Raw genomic sequence first — 17,752 nt, 5'->3', positions numbered from 1 at the left:
AGGTTATATGAATTTTATTGAAAGGGGATTAGTATGAAGAAAAAAACTTTTTCTTTTGTGATGTTGAGTATACTTCTCGCACAAAATTTCGGGTTTGCCGCAAATGCCTATGCTGTAACAACGACAGAAGCACAAACAGAGACCACTGATACAGTAAAAAAAGAGGCAGAGTTATCGAACTCAACACCATCTTTACCTTTAGCAACAACGACTACTTCAGAAATGAATCAACCAACTGCAACAACTGAATCGCAAACCACAGAGGCGAGCACAACAGCTTCCAGTGATGCTGCTACACCATCTGAACAACAAACAACGGAGGACAAGAACACCTCACTTAATGAAAAAGCCCTACCAGATGTTCAAGCGCCAATTACAGATGAACTACTTGACAGTATGAGTCTTGCGCCGATTGGTGGAACAGAATACAGCCAAACAGAGGTTCACCGCGAATTAAATACAACACCGGTAACCGCTACGTTCCAATTTGCTGTTGGAAACACAGGTTATGCACCTGGATCAGTTTATACAGTTCAATTACCAGAACATTTAGGTTATTCAACTGTTAGCGGAGATGTGACAGGCATTGGCGCAACTTGGGCAGTCGATGCGGCAACCAAAACATTAAGTATTACGTTTAATCAGCGAGTTTCGGATACCTCCTTTAAAGTAGAACTAAAAAGTTATCTAACAACAGAGGCGGAACCATTAATCAAAATTGAAACTCCAGGAAAAAATAAAAAAACCTACTCGTTTGATTTATATGAACAAGTAGAACCAATTCAATATAACGAACGAACCAGAACGACAGGGTTAGATGGCGAAATTTTTTATAATTTAGACCGGACGTTAACTGGCAATCAAACATTAGAATTATTGACAACAGAGACACCAGGCGCTGTCTTTGGAAAACAAGATAACTTGGAACCTCAAGTTTTCAGTTACGATGTCGACATTAATGGTCAAATTTTACCAGAAACGCAAACCCTGTTAACACCTGGCAAAGATTATACATTAAGCGATAATTCACTCGGGCGGATTGCTGTAACTGTTCCAAACATGAATCAACAAAAAGCCTATTCTTTATCGATTAATCGGACAATTTATTTAGAGAGTGTTTCGGACTACAGTTATTCATTTTATCAGCAATATCCAACAACCAAGTTAGGTTCTCTTTCGTTAAAAAGTACGACAGGAACGAATAAAACAACCGATTTTACTGCTAAGACGAGTCAAACAAGTAAAGTAATTGCTGATCGTGAAATGCGTAGTATGTCCTATATCAGTTTTCAAAGCAAAGGGAAATATTATGTAACAATTTATGGCACGTTAACAGAAACAAAAGTGGGTCAACAAATCGTATTAGAGAGTACAAACGGTCAAGAAATTAAGAATCCTAAATTTACGGCGTATGGTCCTTTATATGAAAATGTAAAATTGGAAGACTATTTTGATATTAAAACTGAAGGTGGCAAGCTTACCTTAACGGCCACAAAAGATAGCTATTTAAGAATAAATATTTCTGATTTAACAATGGATTTTGACAAGAAGGACATTAATCTATCATTAAGTACACCTGTAATTGGTCCCGATAAAGCCATTCAATTAGTATCCGATCAATATATTGAACCAATTAGTGTTGTTAATCCTTTGAATGCTGAAACTGCTTGGGGTAATTATGATCAAAATGGTGCCTATTCATCAAGAACAACTGTCTCAGTTATGGGAAGCAAAGAGACACCGATTCAAAATTTAGAAATTAAAGTAAAGCATCCTAATTATCTTTCATTGCGAGCTACAAAAGAAATTTATTTTTATTACAAGTTAGGAACGGATTATACAGTAACGCCAACGTCAGATGGTTCAGTTATTAAGTTCACTACGCCAATAACCAACGAAATCCAAATTCCAATTGGTTTTAATTATGTGCCCGATAGTTTGCCAAAAGATAAAAGTATCCCAGTCGATACGATACCGATAACAATGAGTGCTGAAGGTTTAACTCCAGTTGATACGACAGTAACTACTAATAGTAAGCGTGGTTCTGAACGAACACTTCAAAGTAGTAAAAATCAATTCCTTGTCAATGCACGAAATGATTCTTTTGACTCACTAAGCGTCCGTACAAAAATTCCAGCTGGCGCCGATGTTCTTTTTGACATTTATGATGTTTCAAACGATCAGGTAGATTCAATTTATCCACAATACTGGGATCGTGGCTATTATTTTGATAAACCAATGTCACCAGACAGTCCTGGATACCCAACGATTACTTTTGACGAAAATACCAATAGTTACACGTTTGATTTTGGAAAAACCAACAAACGTTACATTATTGAGTATAAAAACGCCAATGGCTGGATCGACGTGCCAACTCTTTATATAACAGGGACAGCTAAAGAACCACAATCGAATAATAATGAAGGGTCTGCTTCGGTTTCTGTTCAAAATGAAGCGTTAGACATTTTGAGTGCAACACAAGCGGCGAATCCAACATTAAAAAATGTAACAAAAACAACAGTAACAACAAAAAATATTGATAATAAAACACATCGTGTGAAAAATCCAACGATTGAATTAACACCAAAAGGCACAACCAATGCTCAAATCGATTTGAATTCTATTACCGTGAAAGGCGTGCCAGAAGATGCTTATTCATTAGAGAAGACTACAAACGGTGCGAAAATTATTTTTAAAGACTATACATTGACAGAAAACATTACGATTGAATACAATACTGTCTCTGCAAACGCTGGCCAAATCTATACAGAAACAACAATCGACTCTGAAACATTGAACCAGATGTCTGCTAGCAAGAAAAAAGTTACCACTGCGCCAATCACATTGAAATTCTCAGAAGGTGATGCGGAAGGTATTGTTTATTTAGCAACTGCCACATTCTATACGCATAACATAGAGGATGAAAACCAAGCAATTGCGAAGGTTTCTTTTGAACTAATTGATAATGTCACGCATACAGCAACCGAATTTACAACAGATGAAAAAGGTCAATACTCCTTTGATGACATCATGACAGGTGATTATACCTTGCGAGTAACGAATGTACCGCAGGAATATTCCGTGGATGAAGAGTATTTGACAGGAAAAGCCATTAAGCTGGTCAAAGGAGACAATCAACTAAAAATTCCATTAACTAAAACAATTGATCACAGTCGCTTACAAGTCAAAGATACAACGATTTATGTCGGCGATTCATGGAAACCAGAAGAGAACTTTGTTTCAGCAACAGATAAAACAGGTCAAGATGTTCCCTTCGAAAAAATCACTGTTTCAGGTCAAGTTGATACTAGCAAAGCAGGCGTTTATCCAATCGTATACAGTTACGAAGGTAAAGAAGAAACAGCCCATGTGACCGTCAAAGCCGACCAATCTAAGTTAGAGGTCAAAGATTCAACGATTTATGTCGGCGATAAATGGAAACCTGAAGATAATTTCGTTTCAGCAACAGACAAAACAGGTCAAGATGTCCCGTTTGAAAAAATTGACGTTCAGGGAACAGTGAATGTTGATAAAATAGGCGATTATGAAATTGTCTATAAAAATGGCACAAAAGAAGCGAAAGCAATCGTTCATGTCCGTGATGACAGTCAGTTAGAGGTCAAAGATTCAACGATTTATGTCGGCGATAAATGGAAACCTGAAGATAATTTCGTTTCAGCAACAGATAAAACAGGTCAAGACGTTCCGTTTGAAAAAATTGATGTTCAGGGAACAGTGAATGTTGATAAAATAGGCGATTATGAAATTGTCTATAAAAATGGCACAAAAGAAGCGAAAGCAATCGTTCATGTCCGTGATGATAGTCGTTTACAAGTCAAGGATACAACGATTTATGTCGGCGATTCATGGAAACCAGAAGAGAACTTTGTTTCAGCGACAGATAAAACAGGCCAAGACGTTCCCTTCGAAAAAATCACTGTTTCAGGTCAAGTTGATAACACCAAAGCAGGCGTTTATCCAATCGTATACAGTTACGAAGGTAAAGAAGAAACAGCCCATGTGACCGTCAAACCCGACCAATCTAAGTTAGAGGTCAAAGATTCAACGATTTATGTCGGCGATAAATGGAAACCTGAAGATAATTTCGTTTCAGCAACAGACAAAACAGGTCAAGATGTCCCGTTTGAAAAAATTGACGTTCAGGGAACAGTGAATGTTGATAAAATAGGCGATTATGAAATTGTCTATAAAAATGGCACAAAAGAAGCGAAAGCAATCGTTCATGTCCGTGATGACAGTCAGTTAGAGGTCAAAGATTCAACGATTTATGTCGGCGATAAATGGAAACCTGAAGATAATTTCGTTTCAGCAACAGATAAAACAGGTCAAGACGTTCCGTTTGAAAAAATTGATGTTCAGGGAACAGTGAATGTTGATAAAATAGGCGATTATGAAATTGTCTATAAAAATGGCACAAAAGAAGCGAAAGCAATCGTTCATGTCCGTGATGATAGTCGTTTACAAGTCAAGGATACAACGATTTATGTCGGCGATTCATGGAAACCAGAAGAGAACTTTGTTTCAGCGACAGATAAAACAGGCCAAGACGTTCCCTTCGAAAAAATCACTGTTTCAGGTCAAGTTGATAACACCAAAGCAGGCGTTTATCCAATCGTATACAGTTACGAAGGTAAAGAAGAAACAGCCCATGTGACCGTCAAACCCGACCAATCTAAGTTAGAGGTCAAAGATACAACGATTTATGTCGGCGATAAATGGAAACCAGAAGATAATTTCGTTTCAGCAACAGATCGTGACGGTCATGCTATATCCTTTGATAAGGTTCAAGTAAAAGGGGAAGTTGATACAAAGAAAACAGGAGAGTACCAGATTTCCTATACCACTGAGCCAGTTAATGAAACCAAACCAGCTGTGCAGTCACGACTTTTCTCAATGTTTTCAAACGAAACACCTCGTCAATTAACGACAGTAGCAACTGTTCATGTGATTGATCGTAATCCTACACCACTACCAGATAAAAATGAGAACAACCAGACTAGTTCTTCAACGAATCAAACCACGATAAAAAGTAGTCAGTATGTCACACACATTGTGAAACCTGACAAGCAAGGACGTTATCCCAAAACGGGAGAACAAACTAATGGTCTATATCGTGTGCTAGGACTTGTTGTGTTACTTATTGTGATTATTAGTGGTATAGTCATCAAGAAGAAACGAAAATAATTAAATGAGCGTGGGGCAAAAGTTTAAAGTAACTTTTGTTCCACGCTTAAAAGATGAATAAGTGCATGAATGAGGGTAGCTGTTTCCTTGGAAAATAGGAAGTTTTACAAGTGACTTTTATTTTAAGAACACCTATTAGCAGGTTTTTCTGTTAAGATAGTTATTTTTATGAAATAGTTTGGAGGAATAATAAACGAGATGAACCAGCGAACTATTTATTATGGTAGTATCGGCACAGCCTTATTTCTTTCTTCAGGAATGTTGATTGCTTCAGTGAATAGCTATGCAAACGAAGCGACAACACCAGGCAAATACACCGTGACTTATGAAGTGGATGGCAAAATTGAAACAGCAACCATTACGGTCAAAGAAAATCAAACGGAACTTAAATTAAAAGACACGTTTTTAGGAGTTAATCAAGCATGGTCACCCTTAGACAATGTCGTTTTTTTAAAAGATAAAGAGGGTCGCCCTTTAAATTTAGAAAATGTAATTATAGAAAATAATGTAAATACTCAAAAAGTAGGCCTTTATTTTGTAACCTTCCGTTACGAGTCATACCTTTCTATTGCGAAGGTGTATGTCAACCCTACTAATTTTGCTGCAGAGGGGAATATGCTTGCAGAGCTTCCTTATAGTCAAGCAATGATTGGCCCAGAAAGACCAATTATTGCCTCGAGACAGGACAAGGAGCAACAAACAAAACAGGAGAAAAAGAAAAATAAAATTGAACAGGAACGAGTAAATAAAAAGGTGCTGTTAAATGATGAGTTGTTGAAAAAAATAGATACGATAGCCCCAGTGGAAATTACTGGAGGAGCGGCAAGTGGGTCCTCTCAATTTGGCACCACTTTAAGCTTCCTGTCAGGCTCACTTTTGTATGGAACAAGGAGAGTTTAAATGGAATTCTTGTTATTAGATGATCGGGAAAATTTAAAATTAGCGATTATTAGAAAGTTAGAGCAACAATATTCATTTTCTGAACGAAAAGATCGTTTATGTAAGCAATTAGCTATTTCTCCTTATTTGCTAGAACGGAACATAACAGAAATCAATGCAGATTTGCAACGCTTTGGTCTGATTAATGAGATGGAAATCAGTGAAAAAAATAATGAAATTTTGTTATCTCAAAGCCTTCGTATTTCTTCAAGTATTATTGAAGAATATTATTTAAAAGACTCGTTAGAATTTAATCTATTAAAAACGATTTTCTTTCATCAGTTTACCTCAATCAAAAAATACGGTGAAAAGCACGGGATGAGTCGAACGGTTGTATACAAAATTGTTGACCATATCCGGAAAGAATTAGGTCAATACGGTATTAAGTTATCCAAAAATTTACAACTTAGCGGCAATGAAATGGCGATTAGACAATATTTTACTATGCTCTATTACCGAATTTACAAAGATTCTGAAGAATTATATAATCAAACAGATCTTCGCGCAGTGAACCAATTATTGGCTCAATTGAAAGGCTCTTATGAAAATATCACTAATTTTCATTTATTTAAACATTATGTATTGGTGGCGTTAGAACGAACGCAAAGAAAAGCTAATTATTTTTTATCCCAAGAAGAAAATCCATTCGCTTTTGATGAAGAAAGTTCGATTTATCAAGAAATTCAAAGTTGGATCAACGAAGTGATGAAGGCGACTCATGCAGAGAAAAACGCAGAAATTCAAGGAATTATCGGCAATTTATCGGTCTATCAAAGTGAACTCATTTCGGAACATTTGCTGAGTTCTCACAATGAGGCAATTACGGCTACGAAAACATTATTCTTTTCTTATATGCCGTTTACAATTTCGGACGAAGAATTTTATCAAGAAATTGTTCCGATTATTTATCAACATCGTTTTATTACGCCGTTCATCGATATCACCTTACGAATTATGGATTTAGAATTTTTTCAGGAACGCTACCCAATTGTTTTTAATAGCTGTCGTCAGTTTTTATTTGCGTTGGATTGCTCGGCGTTTGAGTTTAGTAAGCTTTCTTTATTTTTTGATTTGCTATTAGTGTTATCCCGTCTTTATGACCAAAGGAATGAAAAAAGCACGATCAATCTTTATGTGAATTTTACGCAAGGAGAAAAATATACTCAGTTTATCAAAGAACAAATCAAAATATTCGAATCTTTCAGCATTCACTTTCATTCAGCGATTCGACCAGATACTGATTTAGTAGTTTCGGATTATTTACCAAAAACGTTATTTTCAGTAAAATGTTTAATTTGGTTAGCGCCCCCGCGAGCCAGTGACTGGCAAAATTTTGGCAACGAAATTGTCCGAATTAATAAAGAGCTACAACAAACGAAACAAAGAAAAAGCGAATAAAAACAGTCGCAACGTGTTTTAGTTGCGACTGTTTTTTGTTACTGAATGTTTATAGTAAACTTTCTCATTATCACTGATGTGAAAAATTTTAAATAAAAGCAAAATAGGATTGAAGAAAAAGAAAAAATTGCTAGTGAAGGACCAATTCTCTAAAGTTTTTCTCAAATATAGTAGAATTCCTTTCTTTTCTTCTGTGAGAAAGATATAATAAAAAACGTATGAACAAAGGAAAAGGGATGACGAATGAATAGAAAAGAGAAAACAAATTTAGATAGTCGAATTGATTACGGCGTGATATTACCAGTTTTTCTTTTATCACTAATTGGTATGCTATCGCTTTACGTAGCGCTTTACAATGATCCAAGCAAACCTAAAATTGGTAGCTTGTTAATGAAACAAGGACTGTGGTATTTAGTCGGAGGATTAAGTATTGTCATTATTATGCATTTTAGCTCAAAATTACTCTGGCGGTTAACGCCCGTTTTTTATGCACTTGGATTAGTATTAATGGGATTACTACTGAAATTCTATGACCCCGTGCTAGCAGAGCAAACAGGTTCTAAAAACTGGATTCGCTTTGGTGGCACCACATTCCAACCATCGGAATTGATGAAGATTGCGTTTATTTTGATGTTGGCCTATATAGTGACCATGCATAATGTTAAATATGTGGACCGAACACTCAAAAGCGACTTTTGGCTAATCGCTAAAATGCTATTAGTCGCGATTCCGGTAATTGTTTTAGTACTTTTACAAAAAGACTTCGGGACGATGTTAGTTTTCTTAGCCATTTTTGGGGGAGTTTTCTTAATGTCTGGCATTACTTGGAAAATTATTGTGCCAGTTTTTATTTTAGCTGCTCTAGTGGGGGCAGGAACTATTTACTTGATTACAACAGAAACAGGTAGAGATTTATTGTCTAAGTTAGGGGTCGAAGCCTATAAATTTGATCGGATTGATTTATGGCTAAATCCTTTCCATACAGATCCAGATCGCTCATTCCAACCAGCGCTAGCATTAACAGCAATTGGTTCTGGGGGCCTTTTCGGAAAAGGCTTTAACGTGAGTGATGTGTATGTCCCTGTTCGTGAGTCAGATATGATTTTTACAGTTGTTGGTGAAAACTTTGGCTTTATTGGTGGCTGTTTCATTATTTTGTTGTATTTTATTTTAATCTACCGCATGATCCGCGTTTGTTTTGATACAAATAATGAATTCTATGCCTACATTGCCACAGGAATTATCATGATGATTTTGTTCCATGTTTTTGAAAACATTGGAGCGAATATTGGTTTACTACCATTAACTGGGATTCCATTACCGTTTATTAGTCAAGGTGGTTCTTCCATTTTAGGTAACATGATTGGGGTGGGCTTAATTATGTCCATGCGTTACCAACAAGAAACGGTTCGTACCAGAAGTGGTCGTTAAAGAAAGAAGAAAGAAGGGGTAGAAATGTACACACTTTATGAATATCCTAAATGCTCAACTTGTAAAAAAGCGAAAGCGTGGTTAGACCAACAAGGCGTTAAATACCAAGCAATTGATATTAAAGCAACACCGCCTAGTAGTGAACAATTAGCAAAATGGATGAAAGAGACCGGCTTGCCTGTTCGTCGTTTTTTTAACACAAGTGGGGTTTTATATAGAGAACAAGGCTTAAAAGATCTTGTTGACAGTTTTTCTATTGAAGAAGCAAGTCAGCGCTTAGCTGCGGATGGCATGTTGATTAAGCGTCCAATTCTCTTAAAAGACAATACATTTCTAACGAATGGTTTTAAAGAAGCAGATTACGAAGGAGTGCTTGGAAAATGAGTGAAATGAAACAAATCGATCAATTATGGATCGTACCAACAGAAGCAGGTTATAAAATTGGTTTAACCGCCGAAGCCCAAGAGGATTTAGGAAAGATTACTTTTGCAACGTTTCCAAAAGTCGGACAAACATTAGCTAAAGGTGACTCTTTAATTGAATTAGAAGCAGAAAAAGCAGTCAGTGAATTCAGTAGTCCATTATCTGGTAAGGTAGTTGCGATTAATGAAGCGGCTGATCAAGAGCCAAGTGCATTAGATGAAGAAAATGCCTGGATTGCTGTTTTAGCAGATGTTGAACCAACAGAATTTGAAAATCTTTAGTCTTACGTTGACAAGGCCAATGTTTATTGCTATAATTTTCTCAATCTAATCAAAAGAAAGCTTTGAAAAGAAGAGTACATGTTAAGGACGTTTGAAGAGAGCCCTGTTTGCTGAGAATGGGTAACAGATTTAAGATGGAAGATGGTCTTTGAGCAGAGTAAGTGAGCGAAGCAGTGAACTTACTACGGGGCGCCCGTTACAGCCAACGGTATGCGAAGAATCAAGTACCGTATGAGGTTATTATTGAGAAATAATAGCGAATTAAGGTGGTATCACGAAATGACAAACTTTCGTCCTTTTTGCTGTAATAGCAAAAGGATGGAAGTTTTTTTGTTTTTATTAAGCAAATTCGTTTCATAAAAAGTGCGAAACCTTCAAAATAAGAAAGTAGAACAGAAAGAAGAGGAGAACAAAATGGCATTAATTGAATTACGTCATGTAAAAAAAGAGTTTTCCGGTAAAGCGGGTAAAGTCACGGCTTTAAAAGATATTGATTTAACGGTTGAATCTGGTGATATTTATGGCATTATTGGCTATTCGGGTGCAGGAAAAAGTACGTTGGTTCGCTTATTGAATGGACTTGAAACACCTACAGAAGGTGAAGTAGAAATTCAAGGACAAGATATTGCATTGTTGCCAAATAAAGAACTACGAAACTTCCGTAAAAAAATTGGGATGATCTTTCAACATTTTAATTTATTATGGTCACGGACGGTCCTAGAAAATATCATGCTCCCATTGGAAATTGCTGGCGTTCCAAAACAAAATCGGAAAAGCCGCGCAGAAGAGTTAATCAAGTTGGTTGGTTTAGAAGGACGGGAAACCGCCTACCCAAGTCAACTCTCTGGTGGGCAAAAGCAACGAGTGGGGATTGCCCGTGCCTTAGCTAACAATCCTGACATTTTGCTTTGTGATGAAGCAACGAGTGCTTTGGATCCGCAGACAACTGATGAGGTGCTAGAATTACTACTAAAAATCAACCAAGAATTAAATTTAACGGTTGTATTAATTACCCATGAAATGCACGTGATTCGTAAAATTTGTAATCGCGTAGCTGTGATGGAATATGGTGAAATTGTTGAAGAAGGTAAAGTAATCGATATTTTCAAAAAGCCTCAAACAGAAATTGCGAAACGCTTTATCCAACAAGAAGCGGATAAAAACATTGAAGAAACGGAACTGGTTGTTGAAGAAATGTTGGAACAATATCCGAATGGAAAAATTGTTCGCCTACTTTTCCACGGCGAACAAGCGAAATTGCCAATTATCTCGCATATTGTCCAAGAATATCAAGTAGAAGTTAGTATTATTCAAGGGAACATTCAGCAAACAAAGCAGGGTGCAGTGGGTTCTCTTTATATTCAATTATTAGGCGAAGAGCAAAATATTCTAGCAGCCATTGAAGGATTACGTAAACTTCGTGTAGAAACAGAGGTGATTGGAAATGAATAATCGTGGCTTAGCAAGTTTCTTTGATTTTTCCCAAATTGATATAAGTAAACTACAAGAAAAAACGATTGAAACACTCTATATGACAGGGATTTCAATCATAGTGGTCGCCATTTTAGGGCTGATTTTAGGACTACTACTTTTTGAAACGTCAGGCAGAAAAGGGATTTTGAGCCGATTACTGTATTGGCTAGTGGCCATTTTTGTAAATATTTTCCGTTCGATTCCGTTTATTATCTTAATCGTTCTGTTAATTCCTTTTACAAAAATTATTTTAGGGAGTATGTCTGGTGTCAAAGGCTCCTTACCAGCATTGATTATTTCCGCAGCACCTTTTTATGCTCGCATGGTCGAAATTGCTTTTCGTGAAGTCGATAAAGGCGTGATTGAAGCAGCCAAAGCAATGGGGGCCAATCGTTTCCAAATAATTTGGAAAGTTCTATTACCAGAAAGTCTGCCAGCGCTTGTTTCTGGCTTAACCGTTACAACCATTTCTTTAGTGGGCTATACTGCAATGGCAGCTGCTATTGGAGCGGGCGGTTTAGGAAGTTTGGCGTATCAAGATGGCTTCCAACGTGGTCAAAATACAGTTACCTTAGTAGCAACGATTTGTATCTTAATTATTGTCTTTGCGATTCAATGGCTTGGGGATACAGTCGCTAAAAAAATAGATAAACGATAAATGGAGGGAATAAGATGAAAAAACGTACATTATGGTCAGTAATTACTGTAGCAGTAGCTGTCTTAGTTTTAGGGGCTTGCGGCAATAAAAAGAGTGATGACTCGGTCTTGAAAGTTGGAGCTTCACCGGTTCCGCATGCAGAGATTTTAGAACATGTAAAACCTTTATTAGAAAAAGAAGGCGTAAAACTAGAAGTGACGACTTATACAGATTACGTGCTACCTAACAAGGCGTTGGAAAGTGGCGATATCGATGCCAACTATTTCCAACATGTGCCGTTCTTTAATGAAGCGGTTAAAGAAAATGATTATGACTTTGTGAATGCAGGTGCGATTCATTTAGAACCAGTTGGGCTTTACTCGAAAAAATACAAATCGTTACAAGAAATTCCTGATGATTCAACGATTTACGTTAGCTCTTCCGTTTCAGATTGGCCACGTGTTTTAACGATTTTAGAAGATGCTGGTTTAATCACGCTGAAAGAAGGGGTAGACCGGACAACTGCTACTTTCGATGATATTGATAAAAATACTAAAAAGTTGAAATTCAATCATGAAAGTGATCCAGCAATCATGACCACTCTTTATGACAATGAAGAAGGGGCTGCGGTTTTAATTAACTCAAACTTTGCCGTGGATCAAGGATTAAATCCGAAAAAAGATGCGATTGCCTTAGAAAAAGAAAGTTCACCTTATGCCAATATTATTGCGGTTCGTAAAGAAGACGAAAACAACGAAAATGTAAAAAAATTAGTCAAAGTGTTACGTAGCAAAGAAGTCCAAGATTGGATTACGAAAAAATGGAACGGTGCCATTGTTCCAGTCAATGAATAAAAAGAAAAAGACAATAGAATAAAAACTTGAGGTCGGGACAGGCGTGTTAAGCTTCAAGAAATAAGAAGAAAGTTCTGAAAGATGCTTTTTGTCTCTCAAGGACGTTCAGCTTATTTCCGAAGAAGCTGCTCCTGTCCCGTTGCTTATTTAAAATTTTAGGGCTAGGCAGATACATCATGTTGATTTACCTGCCAAGTCTAAGTTTTTTTCTTTTAAAAAAGGACCATAAATGATAAAGTTACAAGGAATTTCTTAATTATCAGGAAAATTCAGGGACTATGCATAGGCATTTGCATTAGTTATTGTTATAATAATTAAGATAGATTTTTTGGAATGGAGGGAAAAAGATGTTACGTTTTTTTCCGCAAAAAAATAAATATGTAGAAGAAGCAAGCCAGTACGCCTTTGATAAAGAAGGCCAAATTCCGCAGCACATTGCCATTATTATGGACGGAAATGGCCGGTGGGCACAGAATCGAAGACTGCCGAGAATTGCTGGACATAAAGAAGGCATGGATACGGTCAAAAAAATAACGAAGCATGCTAGTCATTTAGGCGTTAAAGTTTTAACACTTTATGCATTTTCAACGGAAAATTGGAAGAGACCAACAGATGAAGTCAATTTCTTAATGCAATTGCCTGTTGATTTTTTTGATACATTCGTGCCTGAATTAATTAAGGAAAATGTTAAAGTCAATGTAATGGGCTACCAAGAGTTTCTACCAAGCCATACGCAAGATGCTGTTAAGCGGGCCATTGAGCAAACCAAGGACAATACGGGCATGGTTTTGAACTTTGCTTTAAATTATGGGGCGCGTGCGGAGCTATTAACTGCCATGAAACAGATTGCTGTAGAGGTTTCAGAAAAAACATATACGGCAGATGATATTACAGAAGAAACGATCGCAGATCACTTAATGACTGGCTTTTTACCCACGGAACTTCGTGATCCAGAATTGTTGATTCGAACAAGTGGGGAAGAGAGAATTAGTAATTTCTTGCTATGGCAAATTGCTTATAGCGAGTTGTTTTTTACAAAAGCATTATGGCCTGATTTTTCAGGAGACACTTTAGAAACCGCGATTGCTTCTTTCCAAAATCGTAATCGTCGTTTTGGTGGTCTAAAAGAAACTACAGAAACAGAAGGGAGCGATCCGCAGTGAGACAACGTGTCATCACAGCTATCGTCGCATTAATCATCTTTATTCCAATTATCTGGTATGGTGGTTTTGCAATTGAGATTTCCGCTGTTGCTTTGGCAGTAGTCGGCGTGTACGAGTTATTCCGTATGAAAGGATTAACGTTATTAAGTTTTGAAGGTGTTTTATCAGCATTAGGGGCCGTTTTTTTAGTTATCCCGACAATTAAATGGTTAAACTTTTTGCCGGAAATGCAAACAAATTTCATTTTATTTTATGTCACTGTAATGTTGTTGTTAGGTGCTTCGGTAATTTCTAAAAATACATATACGATTGAAGAAGCTGGCTTTCCAGTTATTGTCAGTTTATATGTAGGGATGGGGTTCCAGAACTTTATTAGTGCCCGTTCCGCAGGTTTTGAAGTCTTGTTATTTGCTTTATTCATTGTCTGGGCAACGGATATTGGTGCATATCTATTTGGACGCCGATTTGGTCGTCATAAATTGATGCCAGATGTTTCACCCAACAAGACAATAGAAGGTGCACTTGGTGGTATTTTATCAGCCGTGGTTGTAGCAGCGTTGTTTTTAGTTTTCACAGCTAATAAAGGGCTATTTCCTTATCCAATGCTGGTGATGCTCGTATTGACGGTTCTATTTTCTATAGTAGGGCAATTCGGTGATTTGGTTGAATCTTCTATCAAACGTCATTATGGCGTGAAAGACTCTGGTAACATCTTGCCAGGACATGGTGGTATTTTAGATCGTTTTGATAGTTTATTATTTGTTTTCCCAATTATGCACTTATGTGGATTATTTTAAATTGATTAACAAAATTTAAAAAAGTATCGTCAAACAAGCAAAAATCCAGAAGAGAGACTCTTCTGGATTTTTGCTGTTTATAGGGTTAGTTTAGGTAACTTGTGAGTTATTTAATTTCTAAGAGTAATTGTATAAAGGCGGCTAAAGTTTCTAAAAATTAAATAGGTGATCGGATGTTAAATATCTGAACATTTATAGGGAAATTCGATTGTTAAAAATTAAATTATAACAATCGAATAACACTGGAATGTTTATTTCAATAAAGCCATTGACGTTTAGCATAGATAAATTTATACTTAAAAGAAGAAAAGCAAAATAATGTATTTTATAAGCTTGTTCAATCGTGGTGAGAGTTATTCATAAATTTAAATAAGTAAAGAGAAGATAATTTATAGATTTGTGAACGCGTTCTTCATACAAAATTATAGATTAGGATTATATTTTTGATAATCTAATGTAAAGGATTAATTCAATGAAAAAATTTTTAGAGAATAGTATACATCAAGCCATAAAAGCTTGTTTTTTCTTTTTAGGTAAACTACCTAAAAAGAAGTTATTTATTTTTGAAAGTTTTCATGGAAAACAGTATAGTGATAATCCGCGTGCAATTTTTGAGTACATAAGAGATAACTGTCCTGAATATCAATGTATTTGGGCAGTCAAAAAAGGATATGAGATGCCTTTTGTGGAAGAGAATGTTCCTTTCGTCAAACGATTAAGTTGGAGATGGCTATGGTTGATGCCAAGAGCTCAGTATTGGGTTTTTAACACACGGATGCCAGTCTGGATGTATAAGAATCAAACAACAATCTATATACAGACGTGGCATGGAACCCCTCTAAAGAAACTGGGCTTAGATATTGAAACAGTCAAAATGCCAGAGCATGAAACAGAGAGCTATAAACTAGAAGTCATTCAAGAAGCAAAGCGTTGGGATTATCTCATCTCACCTAATGCATACAGTACAAGAGTGTTTCGACAAGCCTTTCATTATGAAGGGGAAATATTAGAAATAGGTTATCCAAGAAATGATTTGTTAGTTTGTGAAAATAAGGACAAAATAGCTTTTTCTGTTCGCAATCAGCTAGGTCTTGCAGCTAACAAAAAAATTATTCTTTATGCGCCAACATGGCGCGATGATGAGTCTATCCGAAAAGGAGCCTATCGTTTTACCAATCATTTGCCAGTTGAACAACTTTTAGAAATTGATTCTTCTATTGTAATACTTACACGATTACATTATTTAATTGCAGAAAGTTTTGATATAAGTGCATTTGGTTCACGTGTAATCGATGTTTCTTCTTATCCAGATATCAATCAACTTTATTTAATCGCTGACTTATTAATTACAGATTATTCATCGGTTATGTTTGATTTTGCATTAACAAAAAAACCGATGCTATTTTTTATGTATGATAAGGAAAAGTATCAAAATAGTACAAGGGGATTCTATTTTGACCCAACAGCAATTTTGCCTGGGAAAATTGTGACAGATACGGATAGCCTGGTAACGTCTGTAAAAAACGTATTGTTTTCTAAAACGGAACAGGAACAACGTTTATATGTGCAGTTTTTTCGTGAATTTTGCCTTGAAAATCAGGATGCCACTAGACAGCTGATTTCAGAAATTTTAAAGAGATAAAAAGCCGGAGGGTGTAGGTTGGAAAAACAAAAAGAAGTCCAAAAAGAATATGAAGAGTATCAATATATGTTAGATACTGAAACGTGGAAAAAGGAGTTAAGTCAATTTAAGCTGTCCTCTTCAGAAAAAATATCAAAAAATCCTAAAGTCTCAATCATTATTGCTAATTACAATAATGCACCATATCTTAAAAAGATGATGGATTCTCTTGTTCAACAAACCATTGGGATTGAGCAATTGCAAGTGATGTTTATTGATGATTGTTCCACAGATCATTCGTTAAAAGTAATAGAGCCATATCTTGAAAGATATCCGAATATTGAAATTTATCAGCTACTTGAAAACACTGGAGGCGCTCACGGCCCAAGAAACGTAGGGATTGTAAATGCACGTGGTGAGTATAGTGTCTTCTTAGATGCAGATGATTGGTATGATTTAAATGCATTGAAATATTTATCAGACCTACTAGATGACTCTCACGATGATTTTGCTGTTTCTGGTCTAATACAGAGTACGGATGGCCACTTAATGTTAAAAAGTAAGCCATATTATGTGGATGGGTCATTTAAAAATCGGTCTATCCAAGAATTGCCAGCTGAATTTTATGGTTGGTTAGGACCGCAAGCTATCATGTTAAGAACTTCACTGATACACAATAATAATTTACACTTTGTTAATCAACGGGTGGCTGATGATGTGCTGTTCTTTTATGAAGCCATGCGATTTTCAAAAACCATTACACAAGGGGAAAGGTTAACGACTTATTTAAATCGAGATGCAGATAATGAAGGTTTGAGCAAATCAATTAATCGGACATTTATGCTTTCTTGGTTGCGTGCGTTAAGTTATATTAATCAACAGTTTCCAGATGATTTGTCTAAAGAACGGATGTTAGCACGCCGTTTAGAATGGCTAATTTATGACTTTTGTATTCGGAGGGATACTGGATATCCATTCAGTAAAAAGCGATTACAAGACTTTAAAGTACAGATGGATCAGTATTTAGGTGAATTAAATTTTGATCCTAGTCCGTATTTTAGAAGTGATGTGCGCCAAATCATTTGGACATTTTTACAAACTAACGATATTGATGGTTTGTATTGGTTTATTCAATGTCAGTCCATTCGTTGGGTGTTAGTCAATCGCTTTGGTTATGTTTCAAAAACAGAGAAAAGTTATTATTATCCAAGATTATTGAAACGATTCCCAGCAGTTCGCATGAATGCTTATGCAGAAGCAACGCAACGTGATGGCAATACGCTTTCTTTAAATGTGTATACACACCAAAAAATTACAGGATTTGAAATAAAAGAGCTGAAAAATCCTTTTGAAACAAGACAGAGGCTGGCGTTTAAAAAAATTAGTGAAACTAGTTACCAGGTGGAGTTGCCAGAAAAATTTTCAAATAAAGAAAGTAGATTTACGATAGTTTTTGATAATTATTTAGAAATTGGGGTTAAAGATTTTAGTAAGTTTTTTGCTTAAATTTTGTCCGTTTAAATCAGGATA

The 17,752-nt window shown here is 36.2% G+C and carries 13 protein-coding genes and 1 other annotated feature; all 13 genes read left to right on the top strand.

Annotation, left to right across the window (positions count from 1 at the left end; translation table 11 throughout):
* The first annotated feature begins 33 nt into the window (after positions 1–33).
* The 13 genes from IGL37_RS09985 (at position 34) to IGL37_RS09925 (ending at position 17,728) form a co-directional block, all read left to right on the top strand.
* Positions 34–5,205 (top strand): bacterial Ig-like domain-containing protein, encoded by a 5,172-nt coding sequence (locus IGL37_RS09985; protein ID WP_430598782.1) that lies wholly within the window; start codon positions 34–36, stop codon positions 5,203–5,205.
* A gap of 198 nt (positions 5,206–5,403) precedes the next feature.
* Entirely contained in the window at positions 5,404–6,105 is a 702-nt protein-coding gene (locus IGL37_RS09980) for a bacterial Ig-like domain-containing protein (protein WP_002356634.1), read from the top strand.
* A complete protein-coding gene (locus IGL37_RS09975; protein ID WP_002356635.1) occupies positions 6,106–7,542 on the top strand; it encodes a helix-turn-helix domain-containing protein in 1,437 nt (478 codons plus the stop codon).
* A gap of 243 nt (positions 7,543–7,785) precedes the next feature.
* Entirely contained in the window at positions 7,786–8,973 is a 1,188-nt protein-coding gene (locus IGL37_RS09970; protein ID WP_002356636.1) for an FtsW/RodA/SpoVE family cell cycle protein, read from the top strand.
* 24 nt (positions 8,974–8,997) lie between these two features.
* The gene (locus IGL37_RS09965; RefSeq protein WP_002359675.1) at positions 8,998–9,357 is read left to right on the top strand and encodes an arsenate reductase family protein; all 360 of its coding nucleotides are present in this window, start codon (positions 8,998–9,000) and stop codon (positions 9,355–9,357) included.
* Positions 9,358–9,362: 5 nt separating this feature from the next.
* Entirely contained in the window at positions 9,363–9,677 is a 315-nt protein-coding gene (locus tag IGL37_RS09960; protein ID WP_002413422.1) for a glycine cleavage system protein H, read from the top strand.
* 53 nt (positions 9,678–9,730) lie between these two features.
* Positions 9,731–9,978, top strand: a binding site (T-box leader).
* Positions 9,979–10,091: 113 nt separating this feature from the next.
* The gene (locus IGL37_RS09955) at positions 10,092–11,129 is read left to right on the top strand and encodes a methionine ABC transporter ATP-binding protein (RefSeq protein WP_002356639.1); all 1,038 of its coding nucleotides are present in this window, start codon (positions 10,092–10,094) and stop codon (positions 11,127–11,129) included.
* Positions 11,122–11,808, top strand: a complete 687-nt coding sequence (locus IGL37_RS09950; RefSeq protein ID WP_002356640.1) for a methionine ABC transporter permease — start codon at positions 11,122–11,124, stop codon at positions 11,806–11,808. The genes IGL37_RS09955 and IGL37_RS09950 overlap by 8 nt, the downstream gene beginning before the upstream one ends.
* 14 nt (positions 11,809–11,822) lie before the next feature.
* Positions 11,823–12,641 carry a MetQ/NlpA family ABC transporter substrate-binding protein gene (locus IGL37_RS09945; RefSeq protein WP_002364463.1) on the top strand — a complete coding sequence of 273 codons (819 nt, stop codon included), beginning with the start codon at positions 11,823–11,825 and terminating at the stop codon, positions 12,639–12,641.
* A gap of 347 nt (positions 12,642–12,988) precedes the next feature.
* On the top strand, positions 12,989–13,804 hold the full coding sequence (locus IGL37_RS09940; RefSeq protein WP_033917856.1) for an isoprenyl transferase: 816 nt from the start codon (positions 12,989–12,991) through the stop codon (positions 13,802–13,804).
* Entirely contained in the window at positions 13,801–14,601 is an 801-nt protein-coding gene (locus IGL37_RS09935) for a phosphatidate cytidylyltransferase (RefSeq protein ID WP_033917857.1), read from the top strand. Before IGL37_RS09940 ends, IGL37_RS09935 begins: the two co-directional genes overlap by 4 nt.
* Before the next feature lie 472 nt (positions 14,602–15,073).
* A complete protein-coding gene (locus tag IGL37_RS09930) occupies positions 15,074–16,243 on the top strand; it encodes a CDP-glycerol glycerophosphotransferase family protein (RefSeq protein WP_002401894.1) in 1,170 nt (389 codons plus the stop codon).
* 18 nt (positions 16,244–16,261) lie between these two features.
* Positions 16,262–17,728, top strand: a complete 1,467-nt coding sequence (locus tag IGL37_RS09925) for a glycosyltransferase family A protein (RefSeq protein WP_033917858.1) — start codon at positions 16,262–16,264, stop codon at positions 17,726–17,728.
* The last annotated feature ends 24 nt before the right edge of the window (positions 17,729–17,752 follow it).

The organism is Enterococcus sp. AZ119 (genome assembly GCF_050546175.1).
Taxonomy (GTDB): Bacteria; Bacillota; Bacilli; order Lactobacillales; family Enterococcaceae; genus Enterococcus; species Enterococcus faecalis.
Note: the sequence above shows the minus strand (reverse complement) of the source record. Positions and strands in the feature narration are given on the sequence as shown.